Below are 10,778 nucleotides of genomic sequence, written 5' to 3'. Positions count from 1 at the left end.
GAGTGGAGGTCGGTCGTGGATACGGACGGAGAGCAGCTTGGGGAGGGGCTGCGGTGTCTGGTCACTGGCGCGACCGGGTATGTCGGTGGGCGTCTGGTGCCGGAGTTGCTGGAGGCGGGGCACCAGGTCCGGTGCCTGGCCCGTTCCCCGGGGAAGCTTCGTGATCATCCGTGGGTCGGGGATGTGGAGACGGTCCAGGGGGATGTCACGGACGCGGAGTCGGTCGCCGCGGCCATGCACGGCATCGACGTCGCGTACTACCTGGTGCACGCTCTGGGCTCCGGCGCCGGTTTCGAGGACACCGACCGCGATGCCGCGCGCGTCTTCGCCGAGCAGGCGGAGGCTGCCGGTGTGAGGCGGATCGTCTATCTCGGCGGGCTCACCCCGCGGGGCGTTCCGGAGCACCTGCTGTCGCCGCACTTGCGTTCCCGGTCCGAGGTCGGGCGTATCTTCCTCCAGGCGCCGGTGCCCGCCACGGTGCTGCGGGCCGCCGTTGTCATCGGCTCGGGGTCGGCGTCGTTCGAGATGCTGCGCTATCTGACCGAGAGGTTGCCGGTGATGGTGACCCCCAGCTGGGTGCGTACGCGCACCCAGCCGATCGGCGTGCGTGACGTGCTGCGCTATCTGGTCGGTTCGGCAGGCATGCCGGACGACGTGGACCGTACGTTCGACATCGGGGGGCCGGACGTTCTGACGTACCGGGAGATGATGCGCCGCTATGCCGTGGTCGGTGGACTGCGACGGCGGCTGATCGTGCCGGTGCCGGTGCTTACTCCGGGGCTGTCCAGCCTGTGGGTGGGACTTGTCACGCCGGTGCCCGCCTCCATCGCCCGGCCGTTGACGGAGTCGCTGCGACATGAGGTCGTCTGCCATGAGCATGACATTGCCCGGTATGTGCCCGACCTGCCGGGCCGGCCGATGCCCTTCGACGAGACGTTGGCCTTGGCCTTGCGGAGGGTGCGGGAGGCGCAGGTCGTCACCCGCTGGTCGTCCGCCGCTGTTCCGGGGGCACCGAGCGACCCGCTGCCCACCGATCCGGACTGGGCGGGCGGGAGCCTCTACCAGGATGAGCGGGAGCTGCCGGTCGACGCGTCGCAGGAAGCGCTGTGGAAGGTGGTCGAGGGCATCGGCGGCGACAACGGCTGGTACTCCTTCCCGCTGGCCTGGGCGGTCCGCGGCTGGCTGGACCGCTTCGTGGGCGGCGTCGGTCTGCGCCGTGGACGGCGCGACGCGGAGCGTCTGCGGGTAGGTGACTCGTTGGACTTCTGGCGGGTGGAGGAGATCGAGCCCGTACGCCTCCTGCGGCTGCGGGCGGAAATGCGGCTGCCGGGCCTGGCGTGGCTGGAGATGTACGTCGAGTCGGACGCCGAGGGCCGTACCCGCTACCGGCAACGCGCGCTGTTCCACCCCCGCGGCCTCCTGGGCCACGTCTACTGGTGGGCGGTCTCCCCGTTCCATGCCGTCGTCTTCGGCGGTATGGCCCGCAACATCACCCAGGCCGCCGCCAAAGGCATGAGCGCTCGGGGGAGTGTCGCCCCCGCAGGCCACATTCGGCGCCGCCGCGCCCGACGGGGGTCGCGGCACTGAGGCCCAGGGCCTCCCCGCCTGCTGTGCGCGATTTACTCACTGTGCACGATCTGGATCAGGTTGCCGCAGGTGTCGTCCAGTACCGCAGTGGTGACCGGGCCCATCTCGAGCGGCTCCTGGGTGAAGCGCACCCCGAGCGCGCGCAGCCGGCTGAACTCCGCATGTACGTCGTCCACGGCGAAGGACGCGGCCGGGATGCCATCCTCGACCAGCGCCTCCTTGTACGGCTTCACCGCCGGATGGCCGGAGGGCTCCAGTAGCAGTTCGGTCCCGTCGGGGTCATCCGGTGAGACCACGGTCAGCCACCGGTCCTCGCCGAGCGGGACCTCGGTCTTCTTCTGGAAGCCGAGCACGTCGGTGTAGAAGCGCAGGGCCTTGTCCTGGTCGTCGACGAAGACGCTGGTCAGGTGGATCCTCATGGGGTGCTCTCCGGTGTGTCGGGCCTGAGCCACCGGGTCACGATGCGCTCAAGGGGTTCGGTGTTCAGATCGTGGAACTTGTAGCGGCCCTGGCGCCGCGTGAGGATCAGACCCGCAGATTCCAGGACGGCCAGGTGCTGGCTGATCGCCTGGCGGGACAGCCCCAGGCCGTGCTTCGTCACCAGCCGTGTGCATATCTCGAACAGGGTCTGGCCGTCCCGTTCCACCAGCTCATCCAGGATGCGCCGCCGGGTGGGGTCGGCCAGTGCCTTGAAGACATCCTCAGCCATGTCTCACACGATAGGCAAGTGATGGCTTGCCTATCAAGCTGGGCGGGTGTGTCAGTCCCAGAGATCGTCTCCCTTGGTGAGGTGCCGTCGGACGAACGGCGCGGAGCCGAGGACCAGTGCTGCGAAGCCGGTGAGTCGCTGAAGTCCCGGCTGGGCGAGCAAGGTGCTGTGCTGGATGCCGTAGATCGCGTACCAGTTGGCGGCGATGTCCGTCGCCACGATGACGCAGGCGAGGTCCATGCCTCGGCGCCTGCCGCGGAGCAGGAGTACGGCCGCGAGCGGGTCGAAGAGCGCGAGCGAGGACCAGTAGAGGTTGAGCCAGCTCGGTGCCCATGCGTAGGGGTGCAAGCCGTGGTGGAACAGGTCGACGATGTGGGAGACGGCTCCGACGAACAGCAGGCCGGCGGCGGTGGCCAGGGTCAGTGCCACCGCCCACCGCGGGGCGTGGCGCATCCAGCCAGTCACGTCTCGGTTCCCCCAGGTCCCGGGTGCGGTCATGTCGCGTGGCCAGTCTGCGGTAGCGGAGCTGCCTCGCCCCCATGCCGGCGATGGCAGGGAAAAGCTCCGCCTCGCGCTCGAATCGATCACTCCGGGACTGATCACATCACCTCATCAGCTCAAACGTTCTAATGTGGCCGTCGACCGAAGGAGGCGGCACATGGCCGATGTCAGGGATCTGATCTGCTACCCCATCAAGGGCTGCGCGGGCACGTCGATGAGCGACGCGCTCCTCACGCCGGCAGGTCTCGCGCACGACCGCAGCTTCATGGTCATCAGCGAGGACGGGGTCTACCGCACCCAGCGCCGCGACCCCCGCCTCGCCCTGATCCGACCCGACATCAGCCCCGACGGCACTCGGCTCACGCTCGACTCGGCCGACACGACGGGCCGTTACGGCACGCTACGCATCGACGTGACCACGTCCGCACCGCGCCGCGACGTCGATCTGTTCGGCGCCGCCTTCAAGGGGATCGACCAGGGCGACGACGCCGCCACCTGGCTCTCGGAGGTCCTCGGCACCCCCAGCCGCCTGGTCCGCGTGCCGCCGGAGCACGACCGGGTCACCGAGGGCCACACCCCCGGTACCTCCGGCTACGCCGACAGCAGCGCCGTGCACCTGCTGTCCCGCTCCTCCCTCACCCTCCTCAACCGGCAGATGGCCGAGCGCGGAGCCCCGGCCCTGTCGATGGACCGCTTCCGCCCGAACATCGTCGTCGACAGCCACCCCGGCCCCGGCATCGACCATGACGGCGAAGACGGCGACTGGGCAGCCGTACCCCACGCCGAGGACCGCGCACGCCGTATCACCGTCGGCGGCGCCGAGTTGGGCTACGCCAAGCTCGCGGTGCGCTGCGCGGTCACTCTGGTCGACCAGGAACTCGGGGCGCGGCAGGGGCCCGAGCCACTGCGTACGCTCGCAAGCTACCGGCGGGCGGCGAGCGGGGGCGTCGTGTTCGGCACGAAGTTCTCCGTGCCACGGCCGGGGAAGCTGTCGGTCGGCGACGAGGTGACCGTCCACGAGTGGGGCGACGCCGAACTGTAGGACGGCCGCGGCCGACCGCCCCCGGCGGACGGTTCGCCCCCCGCCGCCCCCACCGTCGGCCGGTGCCCGCCCCGTCGGCCGGGCACACGACCAGCGGCCCCGCGCTCAGGACGTCATGCCGTCGCCGTCGTCGCGGTGGGACACGCTGAACTCCGACGGCCGCGGGAGCGCCCCACCCGCGGGGATCCGCAAGAACGCGCCCAGGGTGCGGTGGTTCTTGCGGGTGCACTGGTCGTAGACGATGCCGCCCCGGGCGGTCGATGCCGTCCCGGTGCGGACCCGGTGGGTGCGGGGCTCCTCACGGCTCGTCACGGCTCGTCACGGCTCGGCCGGAGCGAGCGGGCGATCTGGGCCGTGATGGCCGGGATGACGTCCGTCATCTCCGGCCGCCATCCGGGAACGGCGTTGACCTCGCAGATCACGAAGGTGTCATCGGGTCCGAAGAGCAGGTCCACGCCCGCGACCGTGAGGCCCAGGGCCTGTGCGGCGCGTACGGCCAGTTCCTCGGCCCGCGGGTAGAGGCCCGCGCAGAGCGTGGCCTGTCCGCCCTTGGCCAGGTTGGACTTCAGAGCGCCGTCGCGGGAGGTACGGACCTCGGCGGCCACCGGCTTGCCGTCGACCACGACCACGCGCAGGTCGCGGCCGTGGGAGTGGTCCACGTAATCCTGGAAGAGCAGAGGCACCTGCTGCGCGAGGTTGCCGTGAACGTCGTGCAGCATCCGTTTGTCGGGGGCGAGGAAGACCTCCCGGCCCTTGCTGCCGCACACGGACTTGACCACACAGGGCGCCCGGAACTGCGGGCTGTGCAGGACGCCCTCCAACGGGGCGTTCGCGTAGGAGAGCGTGTCGGGCACCGGCAGTCCCGCCAAGGCCAGCTCCTGCAACTGCTGGAACTTGTTGCGGCACGCCAGGTGCGCGTCCGCCGGATTCAGCAGGGCCGTCCCCATCCGCTCCAGATGCCGCAGGAGGGTGACTTCACGAGCGTCATGCATGCTGCTGGGCATCTGGCGCACGCACACCACCGTCGGTGCCGGCACGGGCGCACCACCCAGGGTATACAGGACCAGCCGTCCGTCCCGTACGCCGAGGACCAGCTCATCGGTGCGCCAGAGGGCGAACCGGGAACCGTACGCGTCCTCCAGGGCCTGAGCCAGCCTGCGCGTCGATGCCAGAGGCATGGTCGGGTGTTCCCGGACCAGCATCCACACGTCAGCTCGTTGCACCGTCATCTGTCCCATCAGACTTCGCGTCTCCCTTTCTGTGGCGGCGAGCAGTCAAACGTGAGCGCGGGCACCATATCCGTCCGGCAGGCGGGTGCCGACCGGGCGCGGCGCCGTTTCACGGACCGTCCCAGGCTGGTATGCCCTGGCGGGACGAGTTGCTCGGTGCGGGAGGTGGCGTGTGCGTGTGGCCTTGCTGATCGGGACTCCGGCGGAACTGGACACCTGTCATGCGTTGTACGCGACAACGCTGGCGCGGCTGGGCCACGAGGTGCGGGTCGGCTCGGTCAACCAGTTGTCCGCCGCGGGGGAGGAGGCCAGCACGGTGGCCGGTCGGGTCGATGGCCCGTTGACCGCGGGGGAGCGGTTACAGGCCGTGCCCGGGCCCGCTGTCGCTCGAGGACATGGAGGCGGTCTGGGTGCTGAACTACCCGCAGCCGTCGGTCCAGACGGAGGCATGGCAGCTGCTGTGGCAGCTGAACCTGAGGGTGCCGTTCGTCAACGACGTCACCGGCATCCTGATGCTCGGCAACAAGACGAACCTGCCGGTGGTGGTACCGCCCGGGCACCGGCCGGCCACCCTCGTGTCCAACTCGTACGAGCAGGTGTGGGCGCACCACCAACGCGCGCCGCAGGCAACGTGGGCGCTGAAGCCGACTGACGAAGACGCCGGCGCCGACGTCTACCTCCTGACGCCCGGTTCCAGCAACAACCGGGTACTGATGCAGTCCCGGCACGTCGGCGCCGCGCACGGCGCGGACGTGGACGTGTCGTTGACCGAGAGCTACCCGCCCCTGCACAACGACCGGGACATCACCGCCGCCGTCCTGACCACCGCGACCATGCTGCTGGACCCCGAGTTCGTACGCGAACTGCCCGAACCGGTGATGGGCGCCGAGGACTTCTCGTACGTCCTCGAACGCGCCCCCGGCGCCATGGCCCTGGGGCCCATACACGCCGGTGAGTGGCCACGTCCCACCGCCCACCGGCGGCCGTCGGGTCAGTGAGCGTCCTGCCTGTCTCCGTCGTCCGTGCAGAGGACCGGCTGTGGCTGAAGCTGGTTGTTGGCGAAGCCGCCGCGATTCCATGGCGGTCGGACCGGCTGCCGGTTGCCCCGCGAGTCCGTCGCGCGTGCGCAGAGGAGGTACCGGCCCGGTTCTGCGGACCAGCGGAACCGCCACCGGCGCCAGGCCCAGCGGCCCGTGCCGTCGGCGGGCAGGGGCTCCAACTCCGCGGGGTTCCAGGTGGCGCCGTCGTCCGTGCTCACCTCGACGCCGGTGACCGTGCCGCGACCGGACCAGGCACGACCCTCGAGCTCGACAGGGCCCGGCCGCACGATCCGCGCCCGCGACATGAAGTCCGGAAACCCGGGAGGCAGCAGCAGGGCGCGCGGCGCGATCCGCGTGACCGGCTCGCCCTCCTCGTCCTTGCTCTGCCGCAGTCGGTAGGCGAGCGCCTGCTGGAAGCCGGTGAAAGGCGTGTCGACGACGGTGATGGCGCGCAGCCACTTCACGTGTGCCATGCCGTACCAGCCCGGCACGACGAGCCGCAGCGGGAATCCGTGCTGCGGCGGCAGCGGTACACCGTTCATGGCGTAGGCGACGAGCACGTCGTCGTCCTCTTCGCCCATGGCCACGTCCAAAGGAAGAGCGCGCTCGTAGTCCTGCTCCACCCCGCGCTCGACCCCGTGGTCCGCGCCGGTGAAGACCACCTCCACGGCGTCGGACGCCACCCCCGCCTCGGCAAGCAGGTCGCGCAAAGGCACCCCCGTCCAGTCGGCCGTCCCGACGGCTTCCGTCAGCCATGGCTGGCTGACAGGCCGGGGCGACAGCAGGGCGCGGCCGTTACCCGCACACTCCATGGTCACGCGCCGGGTGACGGCGGGACGCGCCCGTAGCTCCGCGACACCGAGCGTGAGCGGACGACGCACCCGGCCGCCGACCGCCAGCTCCCAGGCTTCGCCGTCCGCCCAGGGGATGTCGTAGTGGGTCAGGACGTAGTGCAGCCCCGGTGGCGTGACGTCGTACCGCAGAGCCTCCAGCGGCAGACCGTGATTACGTGCCGCCAGCGCCAGCTCCTCCCGGCTGATCCCTTCCTCCGGGCCGGCCAGCCGCGCGGGCGCACTGACATCACCGAGACGCTGCCCCATACACCCAGTCTGCTCCCACGCCACCCCGGACGACCACCCGCCCTGGGGCACTGCCGGCGGGACCGGCCGGGCCGCCCCGGTCGCGGCCTGGCTGACGGCGACGTACAGCTGGATCATGAGCGAGGAGAGGTCGTCATGGCACCCGGGGGAGATCGTCCCGTCCAGCGGGATCTACGAGTGCGACTGCGGCGGTGAGCACCACTGGAGCACCGACGTGAAGGGACACCGCTTCCCGCCACTGCCGCCGCTCTGCCTGGGCGAGTACTGGCCCCTGAAGGCCCAGGCCGACCCCGAGGAGAACATCGGCTGATCCACGCGGGGAGCCGGTCACGGACGGGCTGTGTGGCACGGTTTACCTGTCCGAAACAGGTTGTCGGCAGACTCCGCGGCATGAAGATCGAACAGGTCCTCTGGACGGACCCGGACGCCATTACGCTGCGCGAACAGCAGCGAGCCGAGATAGCCGCCAGATACGGGACCCCGGACAGCGAACCTGGAACGGCGCCCTCGGCCGTGGACATCGCCGCATTCTTCGTGGCTCGCGAGGACGACGGCACCGCCGTGGGGTGCGGGGGACTCCGCCACCTCGGCGGAGGCGTCGGCGAGGTCAAGCGCATGTACGTAACCCCAGCCTGGCGTGGCTCAGGTGTCGCCACGAGCGTCCTTCGCACGCTGGAGGACTGGGCGAGTGCGCAGGGTTGGTCGAGCCTCCGGCTGGAGACAGGAGACGGCCAGCCCGATGCCGTGCGCTTCTACACGCGCTCCGGCTATCGGCGGATCCCGAACTTCGGCGCCTACGCCGGTGTTGAGAGTTCCCTGTGCTTCGAGCGGCTGCTCTAGAGCTGGAAGAACTGGCCGCGAGCGGCATCCTCGTTCCGGGTGAAGGCACTGTGAGGGCTTTGCGGGCGAGCCGTGGATGCATAAGATCCGGCGATGTCGATCAATGCTTCAATACCTATCCTTCGCGGCAGGAAGGACACCGATCTCCGCGCCGTGGACGAGGAGTTGGTCCTGCGCCGAGCGCACCAGGAGCACCGCATTCCGTTCTCGGCGATCGCGCGCGTCCACGCGGAACAGCGGGCCGTCGAGGTCAGGCTCACGGCACCCGCCGCGACCGCGCCGACCGTCTACCGGATCGAGGACGTCAGCGAGGCCGCCGCCACCGCCTTCGCCCGGGCAGTGAACGCCGTGCTTCCGCCGGCCTCCGCCGAGAGTTCCGCCGCGGTCGACGGCTCCACCCTCGTCACCACCCGCACCGCCGAGCGCGAGTCAGAGGCCGAGACCCCGACTGAGGCGCTCCGCCGACGGGTCAAGTGGCTTGCGGCGGGCTCCGTACTCGCGATCGTCGCGATGAGCGTGCTCGTCTCCTTCGTCGCGCACCCAGCCAACATCATTTTCGTCGTCCTCTTCGGCGGCCTCGGCTTCCCGATCACGATCGCGGCCGCGATGTCGGCCCCGGGCGGTCGTCAGACCCTGGAGGCTGCCCCGGCACGGCATCACAGTGACGGCGGACTACGCCCACGACGCGGCTCAGCCGAGCCTCTACCTGTACTCGGACGTGGACGGGAACACGCTGAAGTACTTCGACACGAGCGGCTGCCTCAGCATCGAGGTCAGCTACGACCCGCGTGATCCCGCCAAGGCGGTCCGCGCCGACGGCACGGGGCGATGGGGACCGATGATCACCCCCTGATCATGGGTGTCCTCGGCCTGATCACCCTCGCCGCGTTCTGCGCCACACCGTTGCTGGACCTCGGCCCCATGGGCGAAGAGTACGGAGACCAATATCGGTAGGGGACGAGGTGCGGCCGGGGAGAGGCAAGCGCTCCGCAGGCCCCTTCCTGCTCGACGTGGCTTTCCTCCTCCACAGGGCGTTGCGAAGATCGTTCCCATGACCTTCTCGTTCTCCGTCGACCGGATCCTGGGCGACCGCTCCTTCGCCGAGATCGGCCACCCCACCCACGCTGTGGCTGACGAACGGCGGGGCCTGCTCGCTGTGGCGGGCACGCAGGCTTCTCCGATCACCCGACGGTCGGCGTCTACGACACCGCCACCCTGGCCTGCCGCGCACTGATCCGCTCTCGCCTCGTGGCCCAGGCGATGGCCTTCCACCCCACACTGCCGCTGCTCGCCGTCGGAACCGGCTCCTACGACGGCGGGTACGTCTTCTCCGGTGACCTGCTCCTGCTCAACCTGGAGACGGGAACGCACATCTCGGCCTTCGAGCATGGGGACGGGCGTCAGGTCCTGGAGCTGGAGTGGCTCGACGAGCAGCGACTTCGCGTGCTCATGGCCCCGCCCGACGACTGGCAGGACAAGGAAGCGCACACGCACGGTCAGACCGCCGTGGTACTGCGACCCGACTGGACCTCGGTGGCGCCCAGGTCCATCACGCCCTACGACCTGGCCGGCCCCAGGGTGCCGGCGCCCCGCCCCGACGGCAGGGCGGCCGTGTATCAGCTGTTGACCGACCTGGGCCCGGACTGGGATCCCCGTCTCACTGTTCAGGCAGTTGAGGAGCTTTCGGACGGCCGGATCCTCGCCACGCTCGGCGGAATGCAGTTGGAGTGCTGGCTCCCGTCGGGGGAACGGGAATGGGCCGTCCCGGGCGAAGAAGGGGGCTGCGAGATCGCCGTGTCCCGGGACGAGAGTTCAGCCTGGGTCTCGCTCGTACGCCCCGAAAGACACAACCGGCGCCCGCGGTCTGTGGTCCGGCTGTCCCTGGCGGACGGTGCGCAAGTGGACCAGTTCGACCATCCGGCTACGTGTCGCTGTCGAGTGCGGCGGACGGCGATCCGGCCCTCGCCCCCTCCGGGTACTGGATCCGGGATGTGCCCGTCGCCAGCAGATACCCCTTTCACATACGGCACGTCAGCCACACCTGGTTCTTGTCCTACGTGAAAAAGGAGGGGGCTCGGCGTTCGAATCCTGGAGTTCCGTGGGTGGCCACCGCCGACCTGAAGCCCGGACGAGGGCCCGGCCGACCGTCCGAGCCGGCGGAAGTGGACGTACGGCGCCTGTTCCCCTACTCCTGGCTCCCCGGTGAAGAACACCTCGGTGGGCCCGGCGTGGAAGCTGCCGACGGGAGTCTGATCCACGCGGGCACGGTCTTCAGGCAGAGACGTCAGCCCGGTGACTCGTTCGTCGTACGGCGCGAGGCTTCGGACGGGACACCGCGGTGGGTCTTTCGCACCGACTGCTCCGCCACCGCGCTGGACGCCGACGCGACCACCGTCTTCATCGCCTACGACGACGGCGAGATCGTCGCTCTCAGCCTCGACGACGGCACCGTGCTCTGGCGACACCGCCTCACGCTCGGAAACGTGTCCGTGATACCCACGGCGCTCACCGTCACCCGGACAGGTCGCCTACTCATCGGGACCCGCGAGGGCCGAATCCCCCTCTGCTCCGCCACCACGTGATGGAACTCTGCACGCACGTGATGGAACTCTGCACGCGGCGCCGCCACCCGCCGCTGTCCATCCGGCTGGCACCCGTACGCGAAGGGGCGCTTCCCTGATGGCTGGTGGCGCATGCTGTTCCTAGCCTCAAGCCATGATCTCTACTCGT

General features: G+C 69.9%; 15 protein-coding genes. 9 read left to right on the top strand and 6 right to left on the bottom strand.

Annotation, left to right across the window (positions count from 1 at the left end; all coding sequences use genetic code 11):
* The first annotated feature begins 15 nt into the window (after positions 1-15).
* Positions 16-1,587 carry an SDR family oxidoreductase gene (locus ACZ7LT_RS29120; protein ID WP_471239094.1) on the top strand — a complete coding sequence of 524 codons (1,572 nt, stop codon included), beginning with the start codon at positions 16-18 and terminating at the stop codon, positions 1,585-1,587.
* A gap of 32 nt (positions 1,588-1,619) precedes the next feature.
* On the opposite strand, the gene ACZ7LT_RS29115 is transcribed toward ACZ7LT_RS29120, so the two are convergent.
* Genes ACZ7LT_RS29115 through ACZ7LT_RS29105 form a run of 3 tightly spaced genes read right to left on the bottom strand, consistent with a single transcriptional unit; the run spans position 1,620 to position 2,761 of the window.
* A complete protein-coding gene (locus tag ACZ7LT_RS29115) occupies positions 1,620-2,006 on the bottom strand; it encodes a VOC family protein (RefSeq protein WP_471239093.1) in 387 nt (128 codons plus the stop codon).
* Positions 2,003-2,296, bottom strand: coding sequence for an ArsR/SmtB family transcription factor (locus tag ACZ7LT_RS29110; protein ID WP_471239092.1), 294 nt, complete (start codon positions 2,294-2,296; stop codon positions 2,003-2,005). Before ACZ7LT_RS29110 ends, ACZ7LT_RS29115 begins: the two co-directional genes overlap by 4 nt.
* A 51-nt stretch (positions 2,297-2,347) precedes the next feature.
* Complete coding sequence (locus ACZ7LT_RS29105) at positions 2,348-2,761, bottom strand: hypothetical protein (RefSeq protein ID WP_471239091.1); 414 nt, start codon at positions 2,759-2,761, stop codon at positions 2,348-2,350.
* Between the two features lie 193 nt (positions 2,762-2,954).
* Here ACZ7LT_RS29105 and ACZ7LT_RS29100 point away from each other — a divergent pair, with 193 nt between their 5' ends.
* The gene (locus tag ACZ7LT_RS29100; protein ID WP_471239090.1) at positions 2,955-3,839 is read left to right on the top strand and encodes an MOSC domain-containing protein; all 885 of its coding nucleotides are present in this window, start codon (positions 2,955-2,957) and stop codon (positions 3,837-3,839) included.
* Positions 3,840-3,944: 105 nt separating this feature from the next.
* On the opposite strand, the gene ACZ7LT_RS29095 is transcribed toward ACZ7LT_RS29100, so the two are convergent.
* Both ACZ7LT_RS29095 and ACZ7LT_RS29090 read right to left on the bottom strand, forming a co-directional pair.
* Entirely contained in the window at positions 3,945-4,151 is a 207-nt protein-coding gene (locus tag ACZ7LT_RS29095; RefSeq protein WP_471239089.1) for a hypothetical protein, read from the bottom strand.
* A complete protein-coding gene (locus tag ACZ7LT_RS29090; RefSeq protein WP_471239088.1) occupies positions 4,148-5,077 on the bottom strand; it encodes an ATP-grasp domain-containing protein in 930 nt (309 codons plus the stop codon). Before ACZ7LT_RS29090 ends, ACZ7LT_RS29095 begins: the two co-directional genes overlap by 4 nt.
* Positions 5,078-5,463: 386 nt before the next feature.
* Between ACZ7LT_RS29090 and ACZ7LT_RS29085 the strand changes: the two genes are divergently transcribed.
* A complete protein-coding gene (locus tag ACZ7LT_RS29085) occupies positions 5,464-6,066 on the top strand; it encodes a M20/M25/M40 family metallo-hydrolase (protein WP_471239087.1) in 603 nt (200 codons plus the stop codon).
* On the opposite strand, the gene ACZ7LT_RS29080 is transcribed toward ACZ7LT_RS29085, so the two are convergent.
* Positions 6,060-7,208, bottom strand: coding sequence for a sulfite oxidase (locus ACZ7LT_RS29080; protein ID WP_471239086.1), 1,149 nt, complete (start codon positions 7,206-7,208; stop codon positions 6,060-6,062). The two genes, ACZ7LT_RS29085 and ACZ7LT_RS29080, sit on opposite strands and share 7 nt — an antisense overlap.
* A 115-nt stretch (positions 7,209-7,323) precedes the next feature.
* Here ACZ7LT_RS29080 and ACZ7LT_RS29075 point away from each other — a divergent pair, with 115 nt between their 5' ends.
* From ACZ7LT_RS29075 to ACZ7LT_RS29050, 6 genes are all read left to right on the top strand, one after another.
* Entirely contained in the window at positions 7,324-7,518 is a 195-nt protein-coding gene (locus ACZ7LT_RS29075) for a hypothetical protein (protein WP_471239085.1), read from the top strand.
* A gap of 80 nt (positions 7,519-7,598) precedes the next feature.
* Positions 7,599-8,048, top strand: coding sequence for a GNAT family N-acetyltransferase (locus tag ACZ7LT_RS29070; RefSeq protein ID WP_471239084.1), 450 nt, complete (start codon positions 7,599-7,601; stop codon positions 8,046-8,048).
* Between the two features lie 93 nt (positions 8,049-8,141).
* The gene (locus ACZ7LT_RS29065) at positions 8,142-8,840 is read left to right on the top strand and encodes a hypothetical protein (protein ID WP_471239083.1); all 699 of its coding nucleotides are present in this window, start codon (positions 8,142-8,144) and stop codon (positions 8,838-8,840) included.
* Between the two features lie 36 nt (positions 8,841-8,876).
* On the top strand, positions 8,877-9,002 hold the full coding sequence (locus ACZ7LT_RS29060) for a hypothetical protein (RefSeq protein ID WP_471239082.1): 126 nt from the start codon (positions 8,877-8,879) through the stop codon (positions 9,000-9,002).
* A 97-nt stretch (positions 9,003-9,099) separates the two neighbouring features.
* Positions 9,100-9,282, top strand: a complete 183-nt coding sequence (locus ACZ7LT_RS29055) for a hypothetical protein (RefSeq protein WP_471239081.1) — start codon at positions 9,100-9,102, stop codon at positions 9,280-9,282.
* Positions 9,283-10,276: 994 nt separating this feature from the next.
* Positions 10,277-10,630: an outer membrane protein assembly factor BamB family protein gene (locus tag ACZ7LT_RS29050; protein ID WP_471239080.1), complete on the top strand. Its 354-nt coding sequence runs from the start codon at positions 10,277-10,279 to the stop codon at positions 10,628-10,630.
* Positions 10,631-10,778 lie beyond the last annotated feature (148 nt).

The organism is Streptomyces sp. NPDC039465, assembly GCF_055639315.1.
Note: the sequence above shows the minus strand (reverse complement) of the source record. Positions and strands in the feature narration are given on the sequence as shown.

Bases quoted from the DNA above. Each gene is read 5' to 3' on its own strand.
- ACZ7LT_RS29115 (WP_471239093.1), bottom strand. From the start codon at position 2,006: ATGAGGATCCACCTGACCAGCGTCTTCGTCGACGACCAGGACAAGGCC.
- ACZ7LT_RS29110 (WP_471239092.1), bottom strand. From the start codon at position 2,296: ATGGCTGAGGATGTCTTCAAGGCACTGGCCGACCCCACCCGGCGGCGC.
- ACZ7LT_RS29100 (WP_471239090.1), top strand. From the start codon at position 2,955: ATGGCCGATGTCAGGGATCTGATCTGCTACCCCATCAAGGGCTGCGCG.
- ACZ7LT_RS29090 (WP_471239088.1), bottom strand. From the start codon at position 5,077: ATGGGACAGATGACGGTGCAACGAGCTGACGTGTGGATGCTGGTCCGG.
- ACZ7LT_RS29085 (WP_471239087.1), top strand. From the start codon at position 5,464: ATGGAGGCGGTCTGGGTGCTGAACTACCCGCAGCCGTCGGTCCAGACG.
- ACZ7LT_RS29080 (WP_471239086.1), bottom strand. From the start codon at position 7,208: ATGGGGCAGCGTCTCGGTGATGTCAGTGCGCCCGCGCGGCTGGCCGGC.
- ACZ7LT_RS29075 (WP_471239085.1), top strand. From the start codon at position 7,324: ATGAGCGAGGAGAGGTCGTCATGGCACCCGGGGGAGATCGTCCCGTCC.
- ACZ7LT_RS29070 (WP_471239084.1), top strand. From the start codon at position 7,599: ATGAAGATCGAACAGGTCCTCTGGACGGACCCGGACGCCATTACGCTG.
- ACZ7LT_RS29065 (WP_471239083.1), top strand. From the start codon at position 8,142: ATGTCGATCAATGCTTCAATACCTATCCTTCGCGGCAGGAAGGACACC.
- ACZ7LT_RS29060 (WP_471239082.1), top strand. From the start codon at position 8,877: ATGGGGACCGATGATCACCCCCTGATCATGGGTGTCCTCGGCCTGATC.
- ACZ7LT_RS29055 (WP_471239081.1), top strand. From the start codon at position 9,100: ATGACCTTCTCGTTCTCCGTCGACCGGATCCTGGGCGACCGCTCCTTC.